Source organism: Streptomyces doebereineriae, from assembly GCF_031845645.1.
Classification (GTDB): Bacteria; Actinomycetota; Actinomycetes; order Streptomycetales; family Streptomycetaceae; genus Streptomyces; species Streptomyces canus.
This window is the reverse complement of the sequence record NZ_JAVREZ010000010.1, coordinates 286,772-313,114: the sequence shown is the minus strand read 5'-3', so window position 1 is coordinate 313,114 and position 26,343 is coordinate 286,772. Positions and strand designations below refer to the sequence as shown.

Annotated in this window: 20 protein-coding genes; 6 read left to right on the top strand and 14 right to left on the bottom strand. The window is 71.5% G+C overall.

The window, feature by feature from the left end; genetic code table 11:
- Positions 1-22: 22 nt before the first annotated feature.
- The 5 genes from RNB18_RS28640 (at position 23) to RNB18_RS28620 (ending at position 6,232) form a co-directional block, all read left to right on the top strand.
- Positions 23-316, top strand: coding sequence for a hypothetical protein (locus tag RNB18_RS28640; RefSeq protein WP_311716987.1), 294 nt, complete (start codon positions 23-25; stop codon positions 314-316).
- A 158-nt stretch (positions 317-474) separates the two neighbouring features.
- The gene (locus tag RNB18_RS28635) at positions 475-1,647 is read left to right on the top strand and encodes a carboxylate-amine ligase (RefSeq protein ID WP_311716986.1); all 1,173 of its coding nucleotides are present in this window, start codon (positions 475-477) and stop codon (positions 1,645-1,647) included.
- Between the two features lie 175 nt (positions 1,648-1,822).
- Positions 1,823-3,607 (top strand): N-acetylglutaminylglutamine amidotransferase, encoded by a 1,785-nt coding sequence (locus tag RNB18_RS28630; protein ID WP_311716985.1) that lies wholly within the window; start codon positions 1,823-1,825, stop codon positions 3,605-3,607.
- Complete coding sequence (locus tag RNB18_RS28625) at positions 3,580-5,685, top strand: S9 family peptidase (protein WP_311716984.1); 2,106 nt, start codon at positions 3,580-3,582, stop codon at positions 5,683-5,685. Before RNB18_RS28630 ends, RNB18_RS28625 begins: the two co-directional genes overlap by 28 nt.
- A 58-nt stretch (positions 5,686-5,743) precedes the next feature.
- The gene (locus RNB18_RS28620; RefSeq protein ID WP_311716983.1) at positions 5,744-6,232 is read left to right on the top strand and encodes an Orn/Lys/Arg family decarboxylase; all 489 of its coding nucleotides are present in this window, start codon (positions 5,744-5,746) and stop codon (positions 6,230-6,232) included.
- Here RNB18_RS28620 and RNB18_RS28615 read toward each other — a convergent pair.
- The 4 genes from RNB18_RS28615 to RNB18_RS28600 all read right to left on the bottom strand — a co-directional run bounded on the left by RNB18_RS28615 (position 6,201) and on the right by RNB18_RS28600 (position 15,178).
- Positions 6,201-7,916: a RecQ family ATP-dependent DNA helicase gene (locus tag RNB18_RS28615; protein WP_311716982.1), complete on the bottom strand. Its 1,716-nt coding sequence runs from the start codon at positions 7,914-7,916 to the stop codon at positions 6,201-6,203. The two genes, RNB18_RS28620 and RNB18_RS28615, sit on opposite strands and share 32 nt — an antisense overlap.
- Before the next feature lie 168 nt (positions 7,917-8,084).
- Positions 8,085-10,454, bottom strand: coding sequence for a SpoIIE family protein phosphatase (locus RNB18_RS28610; RefSeq protein ID WP_311717037.1), 2,370 nt, complete (start codon positions 10,452-10,454; stop codon positions 8,085-8,087).
- A 100-nt stretch (positions 10,455-10,554) separates the two neighbouring features.
- Positions 10,555-14,553: a HAMP domain-containing protein gene (locus tag RNB18_RS28605; RefSeq protein WP_311716981.1), complete on the bottom strand. Its 3,999-nt coding sequence runs from the start codon at positions 14,551-14,553 to the stop codon at positions 10,555-10,557.
- 244 nt (positions 14,554-14,797) lie between these two features.
- Positions 14,798-15,178 (bottom strand): STAS domain-containing protein, encoded by a 381-nt coding sequence (locus RNB18_RS28600; RefSeq protein ID WP_311716980.1) that lies wholly within the window; start codon positions 15,176-15,178, stop codon positions 14,798-14,800.
- 220 nt (positions 15,179-15,398) lie between these two features.
- On the opposite strand from RNB18_RS28600, the gene RNB18_RS28595 reads away from it, so the two are divergent.
- Positions 15,399-15,833: an ATP-binding protein gene (locus tag RNB18_RS28595; RefSeq protein WP_311716979.1), complete on the top strand. Its 435-nt coding sequence runs from the start codon at positions 15,399-15,401 to the stop codon at positions 15,831-15,833.
- A 130-nt stretch (positions 15,834-15,963) separates the two neighbouring features.
- Here RNB18_RS28595 and RNB18_RS28590 read toward each other — a convergent pair whose 3' ends face one another.
- From RNB18_RS28590 to RNB18_RS28545, 10 genes are all read right to left on the bottom strand, one after another.
- Positions 15,964-16,422, bottom strand: a complete 459-nt coding sequence (locus tag RNB18_RS28590) for an SRPBCC family protein (protein ID WP_311716977.1) — start codon at positions 16,420-16,422, stop codon at positions 15,964-15,966.
- A gap of 179 nt (positions 16,423-16,601) precedes the next feature.
- On the bottom strand, positions 16,602-17,528 hold the full coding sequence (locus tag RNB18_RS28585; RefSeq protein WP_311716976.1) for a HupE/UreJ family protein: 927 nt from the start codon (positions 17,526-17,528) through the stop codon (positions 16,602-16,604).
- A 270-nt stretch (positions 17,529-17,798) separates the two neighbouring features.
- Positions 17,799-18,971, bottom strand: coding sequence for a sialidase family protein (locus RNB18_RS28580; RefSeq protein WP_311716975.1), 1,173 nt, complete (start codon positions 18,969-18,971; stop codon positions 17,799-17,801).
- Positions 18,968-19,747, bottom strand: a complete 780-nt coding sequence (locus tag RNB18_RS28575) for an HpcH/HpaI aldolase family protein (protein WP_311716974.1) — start codon at positions 19,745-19,747, stop codon at positions 18,968-18,970. The genes RNB18_RS28580 and RNB18_RS28575 overlap by 4 nt, the downstream gene beginning before the upstream one ends.
- 257 nt (positions 19,748-20,004) lie before the next feature.
- Positions 20,005-20,985: an aldo/keto reductase gene (locus RNB18_RS28570; RefSeq protein ID WP_311716973.1), complete on the bottom strand. Its 981-nt coding sequence runs from the start codon at positions 20,983-20,985 to the stop codon at positions 20,005-20,007.
- Positions 20,982-21,905, bottom strand: coding sequence for an ABC transporter ATP-binding protein (locus RNB18_RS28565; RefSeq protein WP_311716972.1), 924 nt, complete (start codon positions 21,903-21,905; stop codon positions 20,982-20,984). The genes RNB18_RS28570 and RNB18_RS28565 overlap by 4 nt, the downstream gene beginning before the upstream one ends.
- Complete coding sequence (locus RNB18_RS28560; protein WP_311716971.1) at positions 21,902-22,780, bottom strand: ABC transporter ATP-binding protein; 879 nt, start codon at positions 22,778-22,780, stop codon at positions 21,902-21,904. The genes RNB18_RS28565 and RNB18_RS28560 overlap by 4 nt, the downstream gene beginning before the upstream one ends.
- A 3-nt stretch (positions 22,781-22,783) precedes the next feature.
- A complete protein-coding gene (locus RNB18_RS28555; RefSeq protein ID WP_311716970.1) occupies positions 22,784-23,707 on the bottom strand; it encodes an ABC transporter permease in 924 nt (307 codons plus the stop codon).
- Positions 23,708-23,709: 2 nt separating this feature from the next.
- The gene (locus RNB18_RS28550; RefSeq protein ID WP_311716969.1) at positions 23,710-24,639 is read right to left on the bottom strand and encodes an ABC transporter permease; all 930 of its coding nucleotides are present in this window, start codon (positions 24,637-24,639) and stop codon (positions 23,710-23,712) included.
- A gap of 3 nt (positions 24,640-24,642) precedes the next feature.
- Positions 24,643-26,217, bottom strand: a complete 1,575-nt coding sequence (locus tag RNB18_RS28545; protein WP_311716968.1) for an ABC transporter substrate-binding protein — start codon at positions 26,215-26,217, stop codon at positions 24,643-24,645.
- Between the last annotated feature and the right edge of the window lie 126 nt (positions 26,218-26,343).

The following is a 26,343-nucleotide window of genomic DNA, read 5'->3' as shown; positions in this document are numbered from 1 at the left end:
CGATCGGGGTACACGGGTCGGCATGACACACACCGACGACACCACGGCGGCCGGGGCCGCGAGGCAGCTGCGCCGCATTCGAGCCTTCTACGCGGCCGGCGTCGTCCTGTGGACGGCATCGTCACTCTGGGCGATGGGGGATTCTCCCGGCAGCCGGCCCATGTGGACCTCCTTGCTGCTCCTGGCCGTGTTCACGGGGCTGCTGCTCATGGCCTGCCGGTGGCTGCGGCGCCTCGGGCCCACCGGTTCGGCCCGGCCCTCTCGCCACGTCACACCTTCCGGGAGGGCCGGGCGCCACGCGATGTCCAAGCCCTGATCACCTCGATACCGACGGTTGACCCAGAACCCTGCTCATCTGGGAACGAACTGCTTCAAACGCGCATATCCACGCTTATCGGTCGACCTCCTGGGCACTTGGGGGGCACCCTGAGACAGGCGGGACCTTCGGCACCACCTCAAGGAGCGACTGTGGGCATGCGCATCGGAGTCGAGGAGGAATTCCACATCCTGCAATTGGAAAGCGGACTGCTGGTGCCGCGTGCCGATGCGGTCCTGCGTCGGCTTCGCCGGCACACCTTCACCACGGAACTGCATCAGTCCACCGTGGAGTCGAACAGCAGGGTGCACGCGACTCTGGCCGGTCTGTACGCCGACCTCGCCAGAACCAGACGGCGGCTCGACGCGGCCGCCTCCTCGCTGGGGCTAGCGGTCGTGGCCGCGGGCACGGCACCACTTGCCCCGGCCGCCTCCGGCCACCCCACCGCCGGCGCCCGCTATCGACACATGGTCGAGGAGTACCGCCAGGTGGCCGACGAACAGCTCATCTGCGGCGCTCAGATCCACGTGGACATACCCGACCGCGACACGGCCGTAGGGGTGATGTGCGCGGTCTCTCCCTGGCTGCCCGTGCTGTTGGCGCTGTCCGCCAGTTCGCCGTTCTGGCAGGGAGCCGACACCGGCTATGCCAGCTGGCGCACGCTGCTCTGGCAGCGCTGGCCCACCGCGGGTCCCGTCGGGTGCTTCCCCAGCGCGGCCGACTACGACGCCGTGGTCAGCGACCTCGTCCGGACCGGGGTCATCAGCGACCCGGGGATGATCTACTACGACGTCCGTCCCTCCGCGCACCTGCGGACACTGGAACTGCGTATCTGCGACGCCTGCCCGCGGGCGGAGACCGTCGTGCTCGTGGCCGGCCTGTTCCGTGCCCTGGTGACCGAGGCCATCGAGCTGCGCGCGTCCGGCGCGGCGGTGTGCGACGGCCGCCACGAATGGCTGCGCGGCGCGTCCTGGCGGGCTGCCCGGTCCGGCCTGGAGGGTGCGCTGGTGGATCCGAGGACCCACCAGGAGGCGCCTGCTGCCGAGGTCGTACGCGGGCTGCTGGCCCGGTTGCGTCCCGCTTTGGAGGCCCACAGCGACTGGCAGACCGTCTTGGATCTGACCGAGGCGGCCCTGGCGGACGGCAGCGCCGCCGAGCGCATGCGCCGCAAGGCACGGGAAGAGGACCTGCTGGCCTGCACGGACCTGCTGATCGCGGAAACCCGCGGCGAGCGGCGACACCGCAGGCCCGCCCCCGTCACCCGCAGGAGAGTCACGCGTTCCGCCACGGGTGCGGCAGGTTCCGGGGCACCGGAGGTCCTGGGCAGCTGACCCGCTCGCGCGCGATGCGTCCCACCGCCCCGCCCGTCCGCCCTTGACCCGACAAAACCCGAGGAGAGGTTTCGTTCATGTCCAGCAATACGGCCCGGGTCGCGACCGGCCGGCGCGACCCGGGCTTCCCGACCAGGCTCGCGTCCGACGGCTCCTGGGAAGGGGGCGGAGCGTCATGTGCGGTCTGAGCGGCGAGATCCGCTTCGACGGCAGGCGACCCGACCTCGCGGCCGTCGAGCGCATGACCGACCGGCTCGCCGCCCGCGGACCCGACGGCCGCGGCACCTGGACACAGGGCGCGGTGGCGCTGGGGCACCGAAGACTGAAGATCATCGACCTGTCCGACCTCGGCGCCCAGCCGATGACGGACACCGACAGCGAGATCACCGGCGTCTTCAACGGCTGCGTCTACAACTACCGGGAGCTGCGCGAAGAGCTCGGGCGCCTCGGGCACCGCTTCAAGTCGACATCCGACACGGAGGTCGTGCTCCACGCCTACCGCCAGTGGGGAACCGCCTGCGTGGAGCGCTTCTACGGCATGTTCGCCTTCGCGCTCGTCGAGCACCGCACAGGCCGTGTCGTGCTCGGCCGTGACCGGCTGGGGATCAAACCGCTGTACCTGGCGCCGACGCCGGACCGGTTGCGCTTCGCCTCCTCCCTGCCCGCTCTCCTGGCTGCCGGAGACGTGGACACCTCCCTCGATCCGGCGGCCGTCCACCAGTACCTGAGCTGGCACGCCACGGTCGCCCCGCCGCGCACCGTCCTCAACGGCGTGCGCAAACTGCCGCCGGCCACGGTACGGGTGGTCGAACCGGACGGCAGCCACCGCGACCACCGCTACTGGCAGCCGTCCTACACGCGTCGCGCCGAGTACGCGGGAATGGGGCCCGACGAGTGGCGTGACGCGGTGCTGGAGACACTGCGCACGGCCGTACGCCGCCGGATGGTCTCCGACGTGCCGGTCGGCGTCCTGCTCTCCGGCGGCCTGGACTCCAGCCTCATCGTCGCGCTGCTCGCCGAGGAGGGTCAGCGAGGCCTGAAGACGTTCAGCGTGGGATTCGAGGCCGAAGGCGGGGAGAAGGGCGACGAGTTCCGCTACTCGGACCTGGTCGCCCGGGAGTTCGGCACGGACCACCGCCGGATGACGGTGCCCTCCGAGCGGGTCTCGACCGGGCTGGACGACGCCGTCGCCGCGATGAGCGAGCCGATGATCAGCCACGACGTGGTCGCCTTCCACCTGCTGTCCGAGCAGGTCTCCAAGGACGTGAAGGTCGTACAGAGCGGGCAGGGCGCCGACGAGGTGTTCGCCGGATACCACTGGTACCCGGAGCTGGCCGCGGTCGCACGCGAGGAGGAGCCGCAGAGGTACGCCGAGACGTACTTCGACCGTCCCCACGCCGACCTGGCGCGGATCCTCCAGCCGCACATGCTGCCCCCGGACGACGTGTCGGGCTGCTTCGTCAGGGAACACATGGCACGTCCCGGCGCCCAGACCGCCCTGGACGCGGCGCTGCGACTGGACACACACGTCATGCTCGTCGACGACCCGGTGAAGAGGGTCGACAACATGACCATGGCCTGGGGACTGGAGGCCCGCGTGCCCTTCCTCGACCACGAGCTGGTGGAGCTGGCCGCGGCCTGCCCGCCGGAACTCAAACTCGCCGACGGCGGCAAGGGCGTACTGAAGGAGGCCGGACGCAAGCTGCTGCCGCGGGAGATCGTCGACCGGCCCAAGGGCTACTTCCCCGTCCCGGCCATCCGGCACATGGCGGGCCCCGTCCTGGACCGGGTGCGCGAGGTCCTCTCGGCACCCGAGGCGAAGAAGCGGGGGATCTTCCAGGAGTCGTACGTCGCCGAGCTGCTGGCGGCGCCCGACGAGCACCGGACCAAACGGGGTGCCAACGCCCTGTGGCAGGTGGCACTGCTGGAGGCATGGCTGCAGACGCACGGAATCACGTGACCGGCGAGCACGGCCCCTGGCCTGTGCGTACACCGCCACCCGCCCCGGCGCAGGGGCCCGCCCGCGCCGCGGCCCCCGCCTCGATGCCGTTGCCCGAGGCGGAAGGCCCGCGGGACGCCGTGACCCGGCTGCACGCGCACGGCTGCTGGTATCCCTCCGCCGCTCCCGACGGCACCGAGGTGGCCTTCATCTGCGACCGGGGCGGTGTCCCCCAGCTGTGGGCCGGGCCCGTGGACGGGGAGGGGATCCGGCTGCTCGACTCCTCCCCGGATCCCGTGAAGGAGGTGTCCTGGTCACCCGACGGCCGCTGGATCGCGTACACCACCGCTCCGGGCGGCGGTGAGCACACACGGGTGCTGTGCGTGAGCCCCGACGGCACCGGCCGTCGCCTGCTGGCCGGTGCCGATCCCGACAGTTCCGCCTACCTCGGCTGCTGGGCCCACGACGGCTCTGCCGTCGCCGTCACCCTCGCCGCGCCATCCACCGCCCGCGCCCGGGGAGATGGTCCGGCGGACGCCGTCCCGGCCCACTGGACGGCCCGGCACGGCCGAGCGACCCTCCTCGGCACCACCGCGTACGCCGTGGGGCCTGGCGGGACACCGGCGACCCGGCCCGGCGGAGGACTCTCCGCCTACCTGATCGATCCCGACGGTCTGGCCTCGCCCATGCTGCTCGCCACGGAACCGGACGCCCCCACGCTCCGGGTGTGCGACCTCAGCCGCGACGGCCGGCTCGCGCTGCTGCGCCGGGGGCCGCGGGGGCGGCGGGCGGCGGTCGTCCTGCGCACCTCGGACGCGGCGACCACCTTCACCCTGCCGGTCGCCGACGGTGACCCGTGGATCGGCCGGTTCTCGCCCGACGCGCGGACGCTGTGGCTGCGCAGCGACGCCGACCGGGAGTACGCGGCCCTGTTCGCCGTCGCTCTCGGCACCGACGGCACGCCGCGCGGCAGGACCGTTGTGGCGGAGCGCGAGGACAGCGGCCTCGAACTGCTGACGATGGCACACGACGGCCGGACGGCCGTGCTGGCCTGGAACGTGCGGGGTGCCGGCGAACTCGAGGTCGTCGAGACCTCGCCGGGGCACGGCGCCCCGGACGCCGCCGGACCGGCGCGGCCGGTACCGCTGCCGCACGAGGTCGTCACGCGGGTCGCGGCGGCCGGGACGGGGCGGCTGCTGCTGGCGCTGTCCGGTTCGCAACGCCGCCCCGGCGTGTGGTGGGCCCACGAAGGCGTGTCCCTGCTGCGCACCCCGTGGTCCTCCCGGGACGAGGACGCCGTCCCGCCGGGCCGCCCGCCGGTACGTCCTGTCCTCTCGCGCCTCGCCGCCAGGGACGGCCTGCCCCTCAGCGGCTGGTACTACCGGGCTCCGGGACGTGCCCCGAACGAGCCGGCGCCCTGCGTGATCCACCTGCACGGCGGCCCCGAGGACCAGGAACGCCCGGTGTTCGACCCGCTGTACCACGAGCTGCTCGGGCGCGGCCTGGACGTTTTCGCCCCCGACGTCCGCGGCTCCGGCGGACACGGCCGGTCCTTCGTCGACGCCGACCTGGGCACCGGCCGCTTCGCCGCGCTCGACGACGTCGCGGACTGCGCGGCGCACGCGGTCACGGCGGGCCCCGCGGACCCGACCCGGCTGGCGGTGATGGGGCGCTCGTACGGCGGCTACCTGACCTTCGCCTCCCTCGTGCGGCACCCGGACCTCTTCCGCACCGGCGTCGCCGTCTGCGGCATGTCCGACCTGCTGACCTTCTTCGCCGGGACCGAGCCCTGGATCGCGGAATCGGCGGCGCACAAGTACGGCCACCCCGAGCGCGACCGCGAACTGCTGCACGCCCTGTCACCGATGAGCCGTATCGACGCGCTGCGGGCCCCGCTGCTCGCCGTCCACGGTGAGCACGACACCAATGTGCCGCCGGGGGAGTCGGAACAGTTCGTGCGGGCCGCCCGGGAACGCGGTGTCCCCGCCGAACTCCTCGTCCTGCGCGACGAGGGGCACGACTTCCTGCGCGCGGACAACCGGCGCCTGTTCCGCCGGACCGCGGCGGACTGGATGGAGCGGCACCTGCACCCCTCCTGACCCCCGGCGGACCGGACGGCTGGAGGGGCTCGCCGCCGACTTCGACCCCCTGAAGCTCGTGATCGACGTACGCGAGCTCGGGATCAGCGGCATGCAGGCCTCCGAGTGGCTGCGGGCCGAGCGGCACGTGGACATCGGCGGCTCCGACACCTGCCGGATCAGCGCGTCGATCACGCACGCCGACGACGACGAGACGGAGAAGACGCTGCTGGACGCCCTGCGCGCCCTCACCGAGGGCGCCGAATCCATCGAACGCAGGCCGCCGGTACACCTGCCCGAGCCCTCGGCGCTGGAACTGGAGCAGGCCATGCTGCCGCGCGAGGCCTTCTTCGCAGAGGTCGACCACGTCCCCGCCGACCGTGCCGCCGGCCGCATCGCCGCGGAGATGATCAGCCCGTACCCTCCGGGTGTGCCGGTGATCGCTCCCGGCGAGGTCATCACCGACGAGGTCCTCGACTATCTGCGCAGCGGAGTCGACCACGGCGTCCTGATCCCGGACGCCGCCGACCCCTCGGTCAGGACGTTGCGGGTGGTGGCGCGGCACTGAGCGGGGCTGCTGTGAGGAGGCCGGTGCCGGCGATCGCCGGCAGGGACAGCGTGCGGTAGCCCATGGACTCGAACAGCACGGTGATCCGGTCGCCCTCCTCACTCATCACCGTCCCCTCCCCCCACTCCGTGTGCCGCACCCGCATGCCCGTGGGATAGGAGACGGCAGGCGCCTGCAAGTCGGACTCGTCGCTCGTGTCGCCCACCCCCTCGACGACGGTGTCCCCGGACGAGGGGGACGTGCACACGTCGCAGGCCCCGCACGGGGCGTCGTACGGCTCACCGAAGTAGCCGAGCAGGAAGCGTCGTCGGCAGCCCGTGGTCTCGGCGTACCCCAGCATCATGGCCAGCCTCGACTGCTCGAGCCTTGTGCGTGACCGGGCCACTTCCGCCGCACGTGCGGCCGCGTCCTGGGCCGTCGTCCCGGGAACGGCGCGTACCCGCCCGTCGTCCTCGGTGTGCACGGCACCAGCCTGCTCCAGGAGATTGACCGCCGCCGTCACGCGTCTGCGCGAGAGGTCCGTCTCCTTCCGGATGTCGTCCGGCTCCATGGGAGCGTCGCGCTCATGGATGCGCTCCGCGACCGCGCCCAGGGTTTCCTCGTCAGGCGCGCGCGTTGCGAACAGGCGCTGGAGGCCGCTGTCCTGCGGCCGGTAGTGGAGGACGGCGAGCGCGGGCCCGCCGTCGCGTCCCGCACGGCCGATCTCCTGGTAGTAGGCGTCGAGCGAGCCGGGAACGGACGCGTGCAGCACGAACCGTACGTCCTCCTTGTCGATGCCCATGCCGAAGGCGGAGGTGGCGACCACGACGTCGGTCTCACCGGCCAGGAAGGCATCGTGCACCCGGGAGCGTTCACCGGCTGCCAGCCCGGCGTGGTAGGCGGCGGCCGACAGGCCCAGCGTGGCCAGGTCGTCCGCGTACGCCTCGGCGTCCCGGCGGGTGGCGGTGTAGACGATGCCCGGCTTGGGCTCCGCCGCGGCGCGCTCCACGACCCCCCGACGCTTGTCCGCGTCGTCCAGGAAGCGGCGCACCTCCAACGCGATGTTCGGCCGGTCGAAACCGGCTACGACCAGCGCCGGATCGTCCATGCCGAGCCGCTCCACGATCTCCTCGCGCACCGGTGGGGCGGCCGTGGCGGTCAGAGCGAGGACCGTGGGCCTGCCCACGCGCTGGGCCGCCTGGGCCAGGCGGAGGTAGTCGGGGCGGAAGTCGTGGCCCCAGGCGGCGACGCACTGGGCCTCGTCGACGACGAACAGTGACGGCGCGGCCCGGGCCAGGCGCTCGACCACCTCGTCCTTGGCGAGCTGCTCGGGGGAGAGGAACAGGAACTCCGCGTCACCGTGCCGGACCGCGTCCCAGGCGGCGTCTGCCTCTCCGGCCGCCTGGGCGGAGTTGACCGCGACGGCGTCCGGGGCGTCGTCGTGACGGAGCAGGCCGGCGATCTGGTCCCGCTGCAGGGCGATGAGCGGGGAAACCACCACCGTGGGCCCGGGCAGCAGCAGCCCGGGCACCTGGTACACGGCCGACTTCCCGGCGCCGGTGGGCATGACGGCCAGAGTGTCCCGCCCCCGCATGACCGCTTCCATCGCGGTCCGCTGCCCCGGCCGCAGTGCGCTCCAACCGAACACGTCGTCGGCGGTCCGCGCCAACCGGTCCGAGACGCCGGAACTCCTCTTGTCGGGCATGCCCATTCCCTTCACGGTCCGGGGTTGGTGCGGTGCCACCGACCTGGCGCGGCGACGGCGTACTCCTTGACCCGTGGCATGACGTCTCCCCGTTCGTTCGGGGCAACGCGTTCCCCGCCTGCCCGGACACAAGCCCCCGGCTCACCGCGGGCCTGGGCCGACCGTGCCTCAGGCCACGCGGATCCCCACGATGCAGGTGTCGTCGTCCGTGTCGGACCTGCTGTGGGTGAGCAGACGGTCCAACTGCTGGTCCAGTGTGGGCGGGACCGCACGTGCGACCGTCAGGAACTGCGCCAGGGACTCCTCAACGGACCGGTCCCGGCGTTCGATCAGACCGTCCGTGTACATCAGCAGCGTGTCGTCGACGGCGAGCTGGACCTCGTGCTCCTCATACGTGGCCTCAGGTACGGCACCCAGCAGCAGCCCCTTGACCAGCGGCAGCGGTGCCGCATCCGAGCCGCGTACGAGGACCGGCGGCAGATGCCCGGCCCGCGCCCAGCGCAGGGTGTGGTTCTCGGGGTCGTACAGGCCGCAGACCGCTGTGGCGGTGACGGCGCCGGTCAGATGGTGGGCCACCATGTTGAGCCAGGACAGCAGCTGGCCGGGCCCGGCGCCGGTCACGGCGAGCCCGCGCAGCGCGTTGCGCAGGACGACCATGCTGGTGGCCGCCTCGATGCCGTGCCCGGCGACGTCGCCCACGCACAGCAGCACCAGCCGGGACGGCAGCACGACCGCGTCGTACCAGTCACCGCCGACCAGATGCTGGGTCTCCGCGGGCCGGTAGCGCACCGCCACGTCCAGCCCCGGAACCTCCAGCGGCGCCCGCGTCGGGGGCATGATGGCGTGCTGCAACTGCAGGGTCAGCCGGTTGCGTTCGCTGGCCTGCTGCTCGCTGTGGGCGAGCTGGTCCCGGGTGGCGGCGAGGGCGACCTCGGTCCAGTGGTGGGCGGAGATGTCCTGGTAGGCGCCGCGCACGACATACAGCTGACCGGCGGAGTCGAGGACGGGCTCCGCCACGACCCGGATGTGGCGGGTGACCCCGTCGGGGCGTTGCAGACGGAACGCGGTGGACGCGGGACGGCGCTGGTGGAGCAGGGTGCGCAGAAAGCGGCCGATGGCGACGGCGTCGTCGGGGTGGGCGTGGGTGGGCAGCTCCTCCAGCGGCACGGCGGCGTCGGAGACCTGCTTGCCGTAGAGGTGGTAGAGCTGACCGTTCCAGGTGATCTCGCCCGTCAGCAGGTTCTCCTCGAAACCACCGATGCGGCCAAGGCGTTGGGCGTGCTGGAGCAGGCTCGCCAGGCGGGCCGTCTCGTCCTCGATGCGCCAGATGAGCAGGACGCTGCCGCCGTGCCGGCTGATGTTGATGTCGGCGACGGCCGCGAGCGGGACATCGTCCACCAGGGCGGTGAGCCGCATGCGGTGGGCGCGGAAGGGCTCGCCGGTGGCGTAGACGCGCTCCATCCGTTCGAACAGCTCGCTGTGACCGGCGGCCATCGGGTACGCCTCCAGCAGCAGCGCGCCGCTCACGACGCCCCGCGGCCGGCCCGCCGGGTCGAGGAAGCGGCTGTTGACGTGGTGGATGCGGAAGTCGACCAGGTGCCCGTCGGAGTCCAGGTGCGGTACCAGCACCAGCGCAGGGTCGTGGAGGCCGTCGGCCAGGTCCATCAGCTCGGAGACGTCCGGCAGGACGCGCGGGAGCGGGACGCCGTCGGGATGGTGGAGCGCGTACGTCTCCAGGGTGTGCGCGCACAGCTCGGCCAGCGCCTCGACCTGACGGACGATCGGTGGGGGAGGGGGCTCCAGCGGCGTGGCCCAGGCGATCTCCAGTACGCCGTGGATGCGCCCGCCGGTCTCCGCCGGTACGGCGACCCGGCCGCCGTCGGAGTGGTGGTGCTGGCCGATGGACGGCAGCCCGGTCTCGGACAGACTGCGGATCCACTGCCCCGTGCGCTCGGTGAGCCCACGGCGCGCCACGGTCGTCACGCCCGGCGGCACATGCCGCCAGCGTCCGGCCTCGGCCGTGGGGAACCCGGCGCTGCCCGCCAGGGCGAGGGACCCGTCGGCCCCCAGGGCCCAGATGGCCACCGCCTCCGCGCCCAGCGGGGTCAGCGCGTGTTCCAGCAGGGAGTCGGCGACAGCCTGGGTGTCCTGGGCGGCGAGCGCACCACTCTCGGCCGTGCGCAGCCGTACGGCGGAGGAGCGTTCGTCGGGCGGGCCGGCGGTGGCGGCGAGGAAGGCGCTGGTCACCTCCGACACCCGGTCGCGCGAGGCCTGGTTGATCACCTCGACCGCGAACTCCAACGGCGTCACGCCCGCCTGTGCCGTGAGCTCGGCGAGCTGCCGCGAGGCCTGCGCCGGACCACAGCCCAGCCGCTCGACCAGGATGCCCTTGGCCAGCTCGATCAGGGCCCGCCCGTCCGCCTCGGCCTGCGCCGCCCGTACCTCCCGGCGCAGCCGCTCCACGGTTGCCGCCAGTCTGCCGACGGGAGAGGACTGCCCGTCACGGTCGTTTCCGTGGACGGAGGGCTGGTTGTCCACGGCGGCACTCTGGGGCTCGGGCGGCTGACGGAGATCACTCACGGTGGGCCTGTTCCTCGGCTGGGACGTCACGCGGTGGGCTGGCGGTCTCGGCGTGGGTTCACGCGGGCAGCCACCGCCGGACCCGGGCGATGAGGTCGCCGGTGTCGACGGGTTTGGTGACGTAGTCGTTGGCACCCGACGCGAGGCTCTTCTCCTGGTCGCCGGGCATGGCCTTCGCGGTGACCGCGATGATCGGCAGCTCCGCGTACTGCGGCATCGAGCGGATCTCCGTGGTGGCGGCGTAACCGTCCATCTCCGGCATCATCACGTCCATTAGGACCAGCGAGATGTCCGGGTGGGCGAGCAGCATCTCGATGCCCTTGCGGCCGTTGTCCGCGTGCAGGACCTGGAAGCCGTGCAGTTCCAGCACCCCGCTGAGCGCGAAGAGGTTGCGCGCGTCGTCGTCGACCACGAGGACGGTCCGGCCGAGGAAGGAGTCGTCCACCGCCTGTGCGGCGGGGCGCTGCGGCTCCTCGGGACGCACCAGCGACAGCACGTCGCCCGGCTGCTCGGCGGACAGGTGCAGGGTGATGCGCTCGCGCAGTTCGTCCAGGCTGGCCAGGAAGTCCAGCGGCCGGTCGCCGGCCAGGGCCCGAAGCCCCTGCTCCTGGCCGAGGTTCACGCGGTGTCCGGTGTGGATCAGGACCGGCACGCTGGCCAGCGCCGAGTCGCCGCGCATGGCCTCCAGGAAGTCGGCGCCCTCGTCGTGCCGCATGCCGAGTTCGAGGACGACGCAGTGGCAGGGGTCGGCGGCCAGCGTGCTCGCCGCCTCCTGCGCCCCCACCGCCGTGATGATGTCGATCCCCCCGTGCGGATTGTCGGAGTCGTACGCGAGGTCGGCGACGGCCCGCTCGGCGACGAGCGTGAGCAGACCGCGCGGGCGCTCCTCGATGACCAGCAGACGGCGTCTGCGCTGCTCGGGGGAAGGCGCGGGAGCGGCGAGCTGCCGGGGCTCGGCCGCCTCCTCGGAGGCCGAGGTGTCGTACGGCTGTTCCGCCGGACGACCGCCTCCCTCCATCAGTTCCTCGAAGTCGGCGCGCGCGACAGGCAGGTACAGCGTGAAGGTGCTGCCCTGGCCGGGGATGCTGTCGACGGTGACCGCGCCGCCCAGGAGATGGGCGATCTCCCGGGTGATGGACAGACCGAGCCCTGTGCCGCCGTACTTGCGGCTGGTCGTCCCGTCGGCCTGCTGGAACGCCCCGAAGATAGTCTCCAGTTGCTGCTGCGGGATGCCGATACCGGTGTCCTTGACCCGGAACGCCACGACCGGACCGCCCCGGTGCACGCCCGCCGGCACCTCCCGGTCGGCGGCGGGTTCGATCCGCAGCTCCACACCACCCTGCTCGGTGAACTTCACCGCGTTCGACAGCAGGTTGCGCAGGATCTGACGCAGCCGGGAGTCGTCGGTGAGCAGGTCGGCCGGGGTGCCGGGCGCGGTGGCCACCGTGAACTCAAGGCTCTTCTGAGACGTCATCGGGCGAAACGTCGCCTCGACGTACTCCAGGAGCTGGCGCAGCGGGACGCGCTCGGGGGCGACGTCCATCTTGCCCGCCTCGACCTTGGACAGGTCGAGGATGTCGTTGATCAGCTGGAGCAGGTCCGAGCCCGCCGAGTGGATGATGCCCGCGTACTCGACCTGCTTCGGGGTGAGGTTGCGCGAGGGGTTCTGCGCCAGCAACTGCGCCAGGATCAGCAGGCTGTTGAGCGGGGTGCGCAGCTCGTGGCTCATGTTGGCCAGGAACTCCGACTTGTACTTGGAGGCCAGCGACAACTGCTGCGCGCGGGTCTCCAGTTCCTGCCGGGCCTGCTCGATCTGGAGGTTCTTGGCCTCGATGTCGCGGTTCTGCGAGGCCAGCAGCGAGGCCTTCTCCTCCAGCTCGGCGTTGGAGCGCTGGAGTTCGTCCTGCTGGACCTGCAACTCCTCGGAACGGGCCTGGAGTTCGGCCGTCAGCCGCTGGGACTCGTCCAGCAGCTCGTCGGTGCGGACGTTGGCGACGATGGTGTTGAGGTTGACGCCGATCGTCGGCATCAGCTGCGCCAGGAAGTCCTGGTGGATCTGGGTGAAACGGGTGACGGACGCCAGCTCGATCACACCGAGGACCTGCTCCTCGACCACGATGGGCAGCACCACCAGAGCGGTGGGCAGGGCGTGCCCGAGGCCGGAGGAGATGGTGACGTACCCGGCGGGCAGCTCTTCCACGGTGACGCTACGGCGGTTGCGCGCGGCCTGCCCGACCAGCGAGCGCCCGACCGGGATACGGGTGGGCCGCTCGTCGTCGTCCGGATAGCCGTACGAGCCCACCAGCCGCAGCTCGGGCCCGCGCACGGTGTCCTCCGCCAGGTAGAAGGCGCCGTACTGGGCCGAGACCAACGGCGTGAGCTCGTCCATGATCAGCTCGGCGACCACCGGCAGATCGCGGTGGCCCTGCATCAGGCTGGAGATCCGGGTCAGGTTGGTCTTCAGCCAGTCCTGCTCCTGGTTGGCCCGGGTGGTCTCGCGCAGGGACTCCACCATGGAGTTGATGTTGTCCTTGAGGTCGGCGACCTCGCCGGAGGCCTCCACGGTGATCGAGCGGGTCAGGTCGCCCTCGGCGACGGCGCTGGTGACCTCGGCGATCGCGCGGACCTGCCGGGTGAGGTTCCCGGCCAGTTCGTTGACGTTCTCCGTCAGCCGCTTCCAGGTGCCCTCGACGCCCTCCACCTCGGCCTGTCCGCCGAGCCGGCCCTCGCTGCCGACCTCGCGGGCGACACGGGTGACCTCGGCGGCGAACGACGACAGCTGGTCGACCATCGTGTTGATGGTGGTTTTCAGCTCCAGGATCTCGCCCCGGGCGTCGACGTCGATCTTCTTCGACAGATCACCGTTGGCCACCGCCGTCGTCACCAGGGCGATGTTGCGCACCTGCCCGGTGAGGTTGTTGGCCATCGAGTTGACGTTGTCCGTGAGGTCCTTCCAGGTGCCGGCCACGTTCGGCACGTGCGCCTGACCGCCCAGGCGGCCTTCGGTGCCGACCTCGCGGGCCACGCGGGTCACCTCGTCGGCGAACGCCGAGAGCGTGTCGACCATGGTGTTGATGACGTCCGCCAGAGCGGCGACCTCGCCCTTGGCCTCCACCGTGATCTTCTGGGAGAGATCGCCGCGCGCGACGGCAGTCGCCACCTGGGCGATCGAACGGACCTGCCCGGTCAGGTTCGAGGCCATCACGTTGACGTTGTCCGTCAGGTCCTTCCAGGTACCCGACACACCCCGCACGATCGCCTGCCCGCCGAGGTTGCCCTCGGTGCCGACTTCTCGGGCGACGCGGGTGACTTCGTCGGCGAAGGCGGAGAGCTGGTCGACCATCGTGTTGATGGTGTTCTTGAGTTCGAGGATCTCGCCGCGTGCGTCGACGGTGATCTTCTGGGAGAGGTCGCCCTGTGCCACCGCCGTCGCCACCTGGGCGACGTTGCGGACCTGGGAGGTGAGGTTTCCCGCCATGAAGTTGACCGAATCGGTCAGGTCCCGCCACACACCGCCCACTCCGGGCACCTGGGCCTGCCCGCCGAGGCGGCCCTCGCTGCCCACCTCGCGGGCGACGCGGGTGACCTCGTCGGCGAAGGCGGAGAGCTGGTCGACCATCGTGTTGACGGTCTCCTTCAGCTGAAGGATCTCCCCGCGCGCGGGCACGTCGATCTTCTGCGAGAGGTCGCCCTTGGCCACCGCCGTCGCCACCTGGGCGATGTCACGGACCTGGGTGGTCAGATTGCCCGCCATCGCGTTGACCGAGTCGGTCAGGTCCGCCCAGGTGCCGGAGACTCCCGGCACCTCGGCCTGGCCACCCAGCGTGCCCTCGGTGCCCACCTCACGGGCCACCCGCGTGACTTCCGACGTGAACACGGACAGCTGGTCGACCATGCCGTTGAAGACCGTGGCGATGTCACCCAGCAGGCCCTGTCCGTCGGACGGCAGCCGGGTACCGAAGTCGCCGTCGCGCACGGCGGTCAGCCCGGCCAGCAACTGCCGTAGCTCCTGCTCGCCCGGAGCCTTCTCCCGGTCCTGAGTCGACGTGCTGCTCATGCCCACCCTCGTTCCGCTCCCCAAGAGCCCCCGCATCGAGGACTCGGAACCGTACCGGGCTCGTCAAGGGCCCGCTCACCAGCGACAATTCTGCACCCCACAGAACTGCCCGATGAGAAATCCGTCGAAGATTAACCCAGGTGCGCAGCAGCGACAAAAGCCTGGTAGGAGCGTCGTGGCAGGCCGAAAAAAGACGTCATGAAACCGGCATGGGGGGAGTGAACCCGGGTACTCGGCTCGATTTTCACGCGCCTGGTCGCGTCGACGCGAGGGCGTCCTCCATGGTCGGGTGACAGGGGACGACGGTGTCGAGCCCCACGAGCTGCAAGGTGCGCAGCACGGCGCCCCGCACCACCACGAGCCGCAGCCATCCCTGCGCGGCCTGAGCGGACTGGAAGGCGGTGATCAGAGCGTTGACACCGCTGGAGTCCATGAAGGTGACCCGGCTCAGATCGATGACCACCCGGCGCCCCTCAGGGGCACCGGCCACAGACATGGCCCGCGTCAGGCCGCCCACGCTCTGATGGTCGATCTCTCCGTCGAGGCCGAGCACGGTGATGCCGTCGGTATCGGTCCGGACCACGGACAGTCTGCCGTGTCCCACTGCTTCCCGGTTGTCTGCCACTTGCGTCCTCTGCGCACTCGATGGGGGCCGTCACGTCCTTGGTGCCACCGTTGCCCAGGATGCCCGAGCACAATGCATGAGACGGCCCTCTGGTTCGTGGACAGCACAAGAACAGCGCGGCACAGGAGTAAGGCGGGAATCACGGGGTATTCGCGCGCCCATGAACGGGGTATTGGAGATGGTCGGCAGGCTGCGGGTCCTGCCTGAGGAGTGTGCGTGGATGCCGGAAGCCGCACCTGCCGAGGTGACCGTGGCCCTGGACGGAGCGGACGGCTGTATCGCCGACGCTCGGGCCCAGACGTCGAAGTTCCTGACGCGGGTGCAGGGCGAGTACGGGCTGCCGGTGTCGGCCCGCGCCATGGACCTGGGGCAGCTGGTGGTCAGCGAGTTGGTCACCAACGCGCTGAAATACGCGCCCGGGCCGGTGCTGCTGCAACTGCGCATCACCGACGCCATGCTGGAGATCGAGGTGTGGGACACCGATCCGACGCTTCCCCTGGCCCGCGCAGCCGACGCCGGTCGGGTGGGCCAGCACGGACTGGAGATCGTGATGGCGGTGGTACAAGGGATCGAAGTACGCCGAGAACCCGTCGGCAAGCGCATCACTGCCCGTCTCGCGCTGTTCGACGACCCGCAGCAGGAAGTTCCTTTCTGAACGGGCCTCGCGGCTGACAACTGTGGACACCGGAAGATCGTGTCCCGGCCCGTGTCCCGTCCTGGAGGCCCGGCGGCGCAGCCGGTCGCCGCCGGTCTCCAAGGGCGGTCTTCGGCTGCCCGTGGAAACTTCAGCCAGAAACGATCGCCGCCTCGGCGGCCGTCTTGATCCGGGTGCCGAAGGCAGGGGCGTCCTTGCGGGCCGCGGCGAGCGCCAGACCGACCAGTAGTTTGCCCAGGCCGTGGCCCTCCAGGTGGTTGAAGATACGGACGCGAGTCCTGCCGTCGGCCAGGGACTCCAGGTCGTAGCCGCCCTCGCGCACTGTCACGCTGTTCTTGGACACCTCGGCCCAGCGGAGCTTCACCGGTGCTTCGAGGTCGGTGACGCGGAACTCCCGGGCGGTCTTCATGCCCGCGTCCTTGACGGTGCTCCGGAAGACCGTGCCCACAGCGGTCGGGGTGTCCGGGATCCTCTCGATCTTGAGGACCCGGGGGCTGAACTGAGGGTCGTTGCGCCCGTCGGCGAGGTAGGCGAACACCTCCTCCACGGGCCGATCGACCTCCACCACCGCTTCGAACTGTCCAGACATGGGCACTCCTCATCTCCGCGGTTTGCGGCCGACGTGCGACCCGGGCCGTAGGGCGCTTCTGCCATGGCGGCACCGTGACCCTACGGGAGGACCGGACATCACGCGAGACGAACGGTGACCGCGGCGGCGTACTGACAGAGCGCTCCGCCGGACGTGCCGGAACCGACGGCGTGTGTCCTTCATGCACCCAACGGCTTCAGGTCGCCGCTGAGTCGGCGACCTCCGGTCCAGGCCGTGGCGGCGAGTGCGGTCACCGTGAGGGCGGCCAGCAGCAGTGTGGTGTGGGATCCGGCGCCGTCGGCCGCCCGGGCGACGGGGTTGGGCAGGCCGAGGCGGTCGGCCAGCCAGCCGACGGCCGCGGTGCCGGTGAGCACCGCGCCGGTCAGCCGCAGCGCGGTCTGCACCCGCAGGCGTGCCAGCACCAGCAGCGAGGGCAGGGCCAGGCAGACCAGCAGGAGCTGGACCAGTTCGATGCCGAGGTTGAAGCCGAGAAGGCTGGTCGCGAGCTGACCGGTGGACAGGTGCATCTCCGCCAGGACGAAGGAGAACGCCATGCCGTGACCGAGACCGAAGACCCCGGTCACCAGCGCCTCCTTGCCGGGGAAGAGAGGACGGATCGCGTGAATCGCGCCGATGAGGATGCTCATGGCGATGAATGCCTCGACCGGCCACCCGGGGATGTCCAGGCGGCCGAGCGCGGTGACGGCCAGCGCGACGGAGTGCCCGGCGGTGAAGGCGAGCGTGATGCGGCCGATCCGGCCGAGCGCGGAACGGGCGCCGACCAGGCCGTGCCAGCGCCGCCCGGTGACCGCGAGCGGCGCGGGCAGGAGCAGGATCAGCAGGATCAGCAGGTGATCGGTGCCGGTGAGGATGTGGTCACCGCCCAGCTTCACCATGGCCAGGAAACCGCGCCAGGCGCTGCCGTCGCCGAGGTCGACCTCCAGGGTGGGGACGGTCATGGTGCGGGTGTCGATCCGGATGGTGCCGACCTGGGTGGTGCCCTCGCCGTCGACCTGTCCGGCGGCCCAGTCCTGACGCACCGTCACTATGGCTGTGTGCGTGACGACTTGGTGGACGATGACGTGCAGGAATAAGGCTGTGCTCATTGACAGATTGCTCTTATCGCGACTTCAGCTTCCGACGCGGCCCCGGTGACGACCGGATCTCCGATCGTCACCCGGATCCGGTTCAGGCGGGCGCGCTGGAGCGGAACGAGGCGGTGCCGGAGGCGATGAGCAGGCCGCCGTCGTGAGCCGGGACGGTGGTGGTAACTCGTTGTGGGGGAGCCGGCGTTGGTGCCCGTCCAGACGTTGTGCACCGACGCGGGGGCGGTCGCGGTTGGGGCGGCATCTGTCCCGACCCGCGCGAGCGGTCACTCACCTCGCGTTCTGTGGGGTGAGCATGATGTGGCGGATGACCTTGCGGTGGTGTGTGTAGGCGATGTGGAGTGCGCTGTCCGGTGTCTGCGCTATCGAGGGATAGGACAGTTCGCGGTTGAGGCCGTCGCGGGAGTTGTTGGTGAGGCAGTGGCCGTCGCCGGTCACGAGGTCGGCGCGCAGCGGCCAGGTCAGGCCGCCGTCGGGCGAGAGGGCGAGGCTGAGCGGCGCGCGCGGGGCACCCCAGAACGCGGTCGAGGGGGTCTGCCGTACCGCCGTCGTCACCGGGCCGTCCGAGGCCTTGCCGTCGGTGAGGCCGCCCGTGTCGTCGATCTCGTCGTAGAGGGAGACGCGGCGGGCGGTCGCGTCGGCGGCGCTGCTGTGGTTGTAGGCGAGGGCCAGGCGACCGTCGGTCAACGGGACGTACTGGATCGAGGAGTTGTTGTTCGGCAGACCGAGCGGCTGCGGCTCGCTCCAGGTGTCGCCGTCGTCCAGCGACACGGACCGGTGCACGGCGTCGGCGCGCCGGCTGCGGTAGAGGGCGAGCAGGGAGCCGTCCGGCAGCCGGTGGACGTTCATGTGGACCAAGCCCGTGGAGCCGGGTACGGGCTGCTCGGACCAGGTGCGGCCGTCGTCGTCGCTGATCATGACGGCACTGGTGTCGAGGTCGCCCGACCACTTCTCGCCGGGGGCGGTCCGGCAGCGGAAGACGGGCAGCAGCAGGCGGCCGGAGGGCAGGACGACGGGTGGCTGGCGGACGAAGACGCCGCCGACGCCCGGGGTCGCGGGGAACAGGGTGCGGGTCGCCTCCCAGGTCGTGCCGTGGTCGTGGCTGACGCGCAGCCGTACCTCGGCGGTGTCCTGGTCTCCGCCTCGCTGAGCGGTGTGCAGCAGCCACAGGGCGCCCGAGGGCATGGGGAAGAGCACGGGGTTCTGCTCGGAGCGGGTCGGGTCGTCCGAGAGGCGGACGGGCTCCGTCCAGGTCGTGGTGCCGGGTGCGAGGCGCGAGAACCACACGCTGATGTCCGCCATGCCCTCCTGCGTGCCGCCGAACCAGACGCAGCCGAGGTCCCCGCCTGGCAGCACGGTGAGGTTGGCGGCGTGGCTCTGCACGGTCGGTGCGGGCAGCGTGGTGTCGGTGCGGTCGAAGCCGTCGAGGAGTCGGTTCGTCACAGTGCCTCTCCAGGGGTCCGGGCAGCGGTCAGGTGTTGGCGGGCGGTCTGTTCCAGGTGCACCAGGTCGCAGGCGACGGTCGCGAACGTGAAGCCCTCGGCGAGGCGCTTGGCAGCGCTCGCCCCGTCCGGGTTGTGAATGCCCGCGGCGATTCCGGCGGCCGCCGCCGCTTCACGTACGGTGCCGAGCGCGGCCTCGAACGTGTCGGCCAGGGCCGGGTCCGTGGACGAGGCGCCGCCGAGGGCGATCCGCAGGTCGGAGGGGCCGACGTACACGCCGTCGAGGCCCGGCGTCGCGCAGATCGCCTCGACGTCGGCGAGTCCTTCGGCCGTCTCGATCATGGCGAGGACAACGGTGGCCTCGTGGGCGTCGGCCGGGTCGGGGCCGATCCTCAGCGCCGAGCGCATCGGGCCGTAGGAACGTCGGCCCAGCGGCGGGTAGCGGACCGCGGCCACGGCCCCGGCGGCCTGCTCGGCCGTGTCGACCAGAGGCACGATCACTCCGGTCGCGCCCGCGTCGAGGGCACGGCCGATCGGGGCGGGGTCGTTGGCCTCCACCCGGACCAGGCCGACGGCCGTGGAGCCCCGGCTGTCGATCGCGAGGAGGTTGTTGAGCATGCCGGAGTAGCCGAACAGGCCGTGCTGGGCGTCCAGGGCGACGTAGTCGTACCCGAGGCGGGCGATGCGTTCGGTGGCCACGGGCGCGTCCATCAGGCACCAGTAGCCGAGCAGTTGCTCGCGGGCGCGCAGGGCGGCGGTGAACTCGGCGGGCGTCATGGGCAGGTGTCCTTCGCAGGGGCGGGGCGGGGCGGGGTGTCGGAGTCGCGTGCGGGGTTCAGCGGTTGTGGGCGGGTGTGGGGCCGGGCAGGCCGGTTCCGGGGGTCGTGGGTTGGTGATCTTTCGCAGGGGGCGGGGCTTGAAGTCGCGTATGGGCTTAGCGGTTGTGGGTGGGTATGAGGCCGAGCAGGCCGGCTCCGGGGGTCGTGGGCAGGTGTTCCTTCGCAGGGGGCGGGCGTCGAAGTCGCGTGCGGGGCTCAGCGGTTGTAGGCGGGCATGGGGCCGCGCAGGGCGGCACCGACCTCGTCACAGGCTGCGGTCACCTCGGGGGGTAGCGGTCCGACCTGCGCGGCGGCGAGGTTGGCGCGCAGGTGGCCGGTCCGGGAACCGCCGAGCAGCAGCGCGTCGGTCGAGTCCCGGTCCAGGAGCCAGCGCAGGGCCAGTTCGGCGAGGGGGATGCCCACGCCCTCGGCGATACGGGTCAGTTCGGTGACCGCGGCGAACAGGCGCGGGTCCCAGTAGCGCTGCCGGTACATGGCCGCGAGCCGGGAGTCGCCGAACCGTCCGCCCTCGGGGGCCTTCTCGTAGTGGTGCCGTCCGGTGAGGAGGCCGCCGCCGAGCGGGTTGTAGACCATGGTGCGCAGACCTGTGACGGCGGCGTACTCGACGTATTCCTCCTCGACCCGGCGGGCGAGCAGGTTGTGCAGTTGCTGGGCGACGACCGGGCGTGGGGCACCCACCTCGTCGGCCACGCGCACGAGTTCGGCGATCTGCCAGGCGGCGTAGTTGGAGACGCCGAGCGCGAGGACCTTCCCCTCGGTGACGAACTCGGCGACGGTGGCGAGCGTCTCGGCGAGGGGCGTGGCCCGGTCGGGCTGGTGCAGATAGAACAGGTCGACGCGGTCGGTGCCGAGTCGCTTGAGGCTGCCGTCCAGGGCGGCCCGCAGGCCGGGGGCGGACAGCGGGGCGTGCTCCCCTTGGTCGGGGTGCGGTATGCCGGCCTTGGTGGCGAGCACGATCCGGTCGCGGTGTGCGGGGAGCAGCTCGGCGAGGATGCGTTCGCTCTCCCCTCCGGCGTAGCCGTTCGCGGTGTCCACGCCGGTGATGCCGGCGTCCAGCGCCGTCGCGAGCATGTCAGCGGCACCGGCCCGGTCGACGGTGTCGCCGAACGTCATGGTGCCGAGGACGAGCCGGGACAGGGGCACGGGTACGTTCGGCAGTTCGATGCCGGTGGTCACTTGCCGGTTCCTTCCGGTGGGGCGGTGAGGGGGGTGTGGGGCGGGCGCGGCTCCGGTACGGCCGTGGCTGAGGCCGGGGTCGAGGCCGCCATGGTGCGGGGTTTGACTCCCCGTATCGCCGTGGGGTCGAGGGCGGCGCGGCGCAGCGCGCGGGTGTAGGGCTCGACGGGCGCGGCGAGGACGTCGGCGGTACGGCCGCGCTCGACGACCCGTCCCGCCTTCAGGACGACGACGTCGGAGCTGATCTCACGTACCACGCCGAGGTGGTGGGCGATGACGATGTACGTGATGCCGGTCTCCTCCCGCAGTTCGCGCAGCAGATCGAGGACCTGGGCCTGCACGGACACGTCGAGGGCCGAGGTGGCCTCGTCGCACACCAGCAGGTCGGGTTCCGAGGCCAGGGCGCGGGCGATGCCGATGCGCTGGCGCTGTCCGCCGGAGAACTCGTTCGGCCGTCGTTCGAGTGCCGAGGCCGGCAGTCCTACGCGGTCGAGCAGTCCGGCGGCGCGGCGGCGCCGCTCGGTCCTGTCCTTCACGCCCGCGACGCGCAAGGGTTCGGCCACGATCTCCAGGGCGGTCAGGTGTGGGGCGAGGGATCCGTAGGGATCCTGGAAGACCATCTGGACGCGGCGCCTGAGCGGCCTCAGGCGCCGCTCGGGCAGCGCGGCGAGGTCGGTGCCGTCCAGCACGATCCGCCCGGAGTCGGGCTTGAGCAGCCGTACGATCGCGCAGGCGATGGTCGACTTGCCGCTGCCCGACTCGCCGACGACGGCGAGTGAGCCGCCGCGGGGCACGCTGAAGCTGACATGGTCGACGGCGCGCACGGGGCCGGACGGCGTGGGGTAGTCGACGACGAGGTCCTCGACGGTGAGAAACGTCGGCGCGTCGGCCGCGTCCGGTGTCACTGCTGCCTGGCTCATCGGGCGGCTCCGTGCATGGTGTGGTCGTCGAGCCCGTCCTCGTCCCAGGGCCCGAGGCTCGGGACGGCCGCGAGCAGTTTCCCGGTGTACGGGTGTGCGGGCCGCTCGACGATCTGCTGGGCCGGCCCCGACTCGACGAACCGGCCCTCCTTCATGACGTGGATGCGGTCGGACACCAGCCGGGCGACGCCGAGGTCGTGGGTGATCATCAACATGCCCACGCCGGTGCGTTCCTGAAGTTCCATCAGCAGGTCCAGGACGCTCGCCTGGACGGTGGCGTCCAGGGCGGAGGTGGGTTCGTCGGCGACCAGCAGCTGCGGTTCGGCGGCCAGCGCGACGGCGATGAGGATGCGCTGGAGCATGCCGCCGGAGAACTGGTGCGGGTAGGCCTTCCAGCGGGTCTCGGGCCCGCTGATCCGCACCTGGTCCAGCAGGTGTGTGCCGCGCTCGCGGGCCTCGGCCCGGGACAGGCCGGGGTGACGCAGCCGGAGGGCCTCGCCGAGCTGCCGCCCCACGGTGTGGACGGGGCTGAGCGCGGTCATCGGGTCCTGGGGGATGAGGGACACGGTACGGCCGCGCGCCCGCCGGGCCGCCCCGGGGTCGCTGACGACGTCCTCGCCGCCGATGCGGGCGGTGCCGGACAGCACGGCGAGTCCTTCGGGCAGCAGCCGCAGCACGCCCATCGCCGTGGTGGACTTGCCGGAGCCGGACTCCCCGATGAGCGTGACGGTCTCGCCGCGTTGGACGGTGAAACTCACGCCGTCGACGGCGCGGACCACGCCTCGATGGGTGACCAGTTCGATCTGCAGGTCCTCGACCTCCAGCAGAGCGCCCTCCAGCAGGGCGCCGGAGGCCGGCAAGGTGTCGCTGGTCATGGCTCAGGCTCCCTTCGCGGGCTTGGTTGTCTTGGTTGTACGGATGCGGTCGCGCAGGCCGTCGCCCATGAGGTTGACGCCGACGACGAGGACGGCGATGACCAGGCCGGGGAGCGTGACCAGCCACCAGGAGGTGGTGATGTAGTCCTGGCCGTCGGAGATGATGCGGCCCCAGGTGGCGAACGGCCGCTGGGGTCCGGCGCCCAGGAAGCTGAGGGCGCTCTCCAGGAGCACGGCCTGGGCGAGCAGCAGCAGGACCACCAGGCTCGCGGGGCGCAGGACATTGGGGACGATGTGCCGTCCCAGGACGGACCAGCTGCGCATACCGAGCAGACGGGCGGCCGCCACATACGGTTTCTCGCGTTCGACCAGGACCAGGGAGCGGGTCAGGCGGGCCACTTCCGGCCACTGGGCGATCGCGATCACACAGGTGATAACGGTGACCGACGGGCCGAAGAGGGCGACGACGAGCAGCAGCATCATCAGCAGGGGCAGCGCCATCTGGGCTTCGAGGAGCCGGCTGACGACCGTGTCGATCCAGCCCCCGAAGTAGCCGGCCGCCGAGCCCGCGACGATCCCGATGAGCCCGGAGACGACGACGGCGAGGACGCCCACGGTCAGCGACACCTGGCCACCGTGCAGGACGCGGGAGAGCAGATCGCGTCCGAGCTGGTCGGTGCCGAACAGGTGCCCGCCGGTGAGCGGCGGCAGTCGGCGCCCCGCGAGGTTCTGGGCGTCCGGGTCCGGCAGCGGCAGCAGGCTCGCGAGGACCACCGGCAGGGCGACCAGCGCGGTGCACAGGGCTCCCGCCCACAGCTTGAAGCGGGCGCTGCGCCGCTGCCTGGTGGCGGTGGCGCGGGCCAGGTGCCGGGCGGTGACGGCACTGGACCGGGCGCTGCCGGCGGACGGTGTGAGCGTGGCGGACATGGTCAGGCCGCCTTTCCGAGTCGGACCCGCGGGTCGAGGAGCGGGTAGGCGAGGTCGACGAGGAGCTGGACGAGGATGGCGAGGGTCGCCGTGACCAGGACGGTTGCCTGGATGAGCGGGTAGTCGCGGGTCTCCAGGGCGCGGACGACCAGGGAACCGACGCCGGGCCAGCCGAAGACGACCTCGACCAGCACGACGCCGTTGAGCAGTGCCGCGAAGCGGGTGCCGACCGCGGTGACCAGCGGGACAGACGAGTTGGCGAGCGCGTACCGCCAGGTGAGGGCCCGTTCGGAGACACCGCGCGAGCGGGCCACGGTGATGTACGGCGAGGCGAGCGCCGTGGTCATCTCGCGGCGTACGAGCCGTGAGACGAGGGCGAGTTGGAGGGCCGCGATGGTGACGGTCGGCAGGATGAGGCCGCTCCAGGAGGTGAAGCCGGAGGCGGGCAGTACCGGCAGCAGCACGGCGAAGACGGTCAACAGCATCACGCCGGTCCAGAAGTCCGGCATGGACTGTCCGGTGATGGTCAGGACGTTGGCGCCGAGTTCGCGCGGGGTGTCGGCGTGGCGGGCCATCCACACCCCCAGCGGGACCGCGACGGCCACGGTGACGGCGATCGCCGCGACGGAGAGCGTGATCGTGTACGGCATGCGGTCCAGGACCACGCTGAGGGCGGAGTCGTGGAAGGAGTAGCTGGTACCGAGGTCGCCGCTCAGCAGGTCGCGCAGGAAGATCCCGTACTGGGTGATCAATGGCTTGTCGAGGCCGAACTGGGCGCGGATCCGCCCCAGGTCGGCGGTGGTGGCGCTCGGCGGCGCGTATGCGGCGGCGGGGTCTCCGGGGGCGAGCCGGACCAGCACGAAGACCGTGGAGACGGTCAGGAAGATGGTCAGCAGGCTCTGGCCGAGACGGCGGGCGAGGTACTTGGTCACGGCTCAGCCCTCCAGTCGTACGGGCATCAGGTCGTAGGAGTTGATCGGCAGCAGCCGGACGCCGTCGACGCGGGCGCGGCGGGCGAGCACGGTCTTCGGCACGAAGGCCCACATGGCCGGCCAGGTGTCCCAGACGGCGTGCTGGGCGGCGGCCAGCTTGCGGTCACGGGTGGCGGGGTCGGTCTCGGTGGCCGCGTCGGACAGCTGTCGGGCGATGCCGGGGATGACGTAGCCCATGAACGCGTCACCGGTGCGCTCGTCCTCGGCCGTGCCCGCGTACATCGCCTGCAGCATGGTGGTGGCCTGGCCGGTGGTGCCGGGGAAGCCGTTGCCGATGACGTCCCAGTCGCCTCCCTTGCCCTGGCGCCACTTGAGGATGTCGCCGCCGGGCTCGAACTGCTGCAGGGCGGCGCGCACACCGACCTCCTTCAGCATCTCCGCGACGGCCTCCATCACGGAGGCGTCCGCGGCGAACTCGCCCGACTCCCAGATGATTTTGATGCGCAGCCCGTCGGCGCCCAGGGACCTGAGCAACTGCCGTGCCCGTGACGGGTCGTGGGCATAGCGGCCGGTGCGTTCGGCGCCCTGGAGACTGAGGGGGACCACTCCCTGTGCCTGCTCGGCCGAGTCGGTGAGCACGTCCCGGACGAGGGACTCGCCGTCGATGGCGTACGTCAGCGCCTGGCGCACCCGGGCGTCGGCGAGCGGGTGCTTCTTCGGCTTGCGGAAGTTGTAGAAGAGCTGGCAGATCCGCACCCCGGAGGTCTGTTCCAGGTGCACTCCGGGCAGTCCGGTGAGCTGTTCGGCGGAGTCGGGCGTGATGGTGTCGATGACGTCCAGTTCGCCGCTGCGCAGGGCGACGACCCTGCTCGACTCCTCGGGTACGAAGCGGACCCGGACCCGTTCGACGGGCGGCCGCCCGCCCCAGTACCCCGGAACACGGGCCAGGGTGTATTCGCCCGCGCCGCTGTTGGCGCCGGCCACCCGGTAGGGGCCGGTGCCGACACCGGAACGGAGTTCCTCGGGCCGGTTGTCCTTCGCGGGGGTGATGAGGATGTTGGCCATCAGGCGGTCCAGGACGGGCACCGGCTTGCGGGTGTGGAGCCGGAAGGTGCGTTCGCCGGTCGCCTCGACGTCGGGGAGTTCGGGGAACAGGCCGAGGATGAACGAGCCGGCGACCCTTCCGTACATCCGCACCGCGGTGGCCACGTCGTCGACGGTCACGGGCCGGCCGTCCGAGTAGCGGATCCCGTCGCGCAGGCGGACGCTCCAGGTGGTCGGCGCGGTCATCTCGAACCGGTCGGCGAGGACCCGTGCGAGTCGCATGTCCGGACCGATGGCCGTGAGGGCCTGCCGCACGGCGCGCTGCACGGTCACCGCGGCGTCGAACTGGTTGAGCTTGTTGTCCAGGCTGACCAGCGAGCGGTTCAGCCCGAGCGTGAGGGTGCCGGGGCCGGGGGCGCCGGTGGGTCCGGCGCAGGCGGCCAGCGGGGAGAGAGCGAGACCGGCGCCGCCCGCGGCGCCCCAGCGCAGCAGGGTGCGACGGCTGGGCGTCTCACTCGGTGGAGTTCGGGTCATCGTCGACCTCTCGGGTTTTTTTTGTGCGGCGACCGGCTCGGAACGGCGTCCGGTCCCGCAGGAGGCCGTCGGTTGCCGTCGGTTTCTGTCGCGCCGGAAACCGTTCCACGATTGCGCGGATCACGC

Excerpts from the sequence above, each read along its gene's own strand:
- RNB18_RS28595 (WP_311716979.1), top strand. The coding sequence starts at position 15,399 with ATGCCGGAAGCCGCACCTGCCGAGGTGACCGTGGCCCTGGACGGAGCG.
- RNB18_RS28640 (WP_311716987.1), top strand. The coding sequence starts at position 23 with ATGACACACACCGACGACACCACGGCGGCCGGGGCCGCGAGGCAGCTG.
- RNB18_RS28575 (WP_311716974.1), bottom strand. The coding sequence starts at position 19,747 with ATGACGCCCGCCGAGTTCACCGCCGCCCTGCGCGCCCGCGAGCAACTG.
- RNB18_RS28585 (WP_311716976.1), bottom strand. The coding sequence starts at position 17,528 with ATGAGCACAGCCTTATTCCTGCACGTCATCGTCCACCAAGTCGTCACG.
- RNB18_RS28560 (WP_311716971.1), bottom strand. The coding sequence starts at position 22,780 with ATGACCAGCGACACCTTGCCGGCCTCCGGCGCCCTGCTGGAGGGCGCT.
- RNB18_RS28555 (WP_311716970.1), bottom strand. The coding sequence starts at position 23,707 with ATGTCCGCCACGCTCACACCGTCCGCCGGCAGCGCCCGGTCCAGTGCC.
- RNB18_RS28630 (WP_311716985.1), top strand. The coding sequence starts at position 1,823 with ATGTGCGGTCTGAGCGGCGAGATCCGCTTCGACGGCAGGCGACCCGAC.
- RNB18_RS28625 (WP_311716984.1), top strand. The coding sequence starts at position 3,580 with ATGGCTGCAGACGCACGGAATCACGTGACCGGCGAGCACGGCCCCTGG.
- RNB18_RS28565 (WP_311716972.1), bottom strand. The coding sequence starts at position 21,905 with ATGAGCCAGGCAGCAGTGACACCGGACGCGGCCGACGCGCCGACGTTT.
- RNB18_RS28615 (WP_311716982.1), bottom strand. The coding sequence starts at position 7,916 with ATGCCCGACAAGAGGAGTTCCGGCGTCTCGGACCGGTTGGCGCGGACC.
- RNB18_RS28545 (WP_311716968.1), bottom strand. The coding sequence starts at position 26,217 with ATGACCCGAACTCCACCGAGTGAGACGCCCAGCCGTCGCACCCTGCTG.
- RNB18_RS28605 (WP_311716981.1), bottom strand. The coding sequence starts at position 14,553 with ATGAGCAGCACGTCGACTCAGGACCGGGAGAAGGCTCCGGGCGAGCAG.
- RNB18_RS28635 (WP_311716986.1), top strand. The coding sequence starts at position 475 with ATGCGCATCGGAGTCGAGGAGGAATTCCACATCCTGCAATTGGAAAGC.
- RNB18_RS28590 (WP_311716977.1), bottom strand. The coding sequence starts at position 16,422 with ATGTCTGGACAGTTCGAAGCGGTGGTGGAGGTCGATCGGCCCGTGGAG.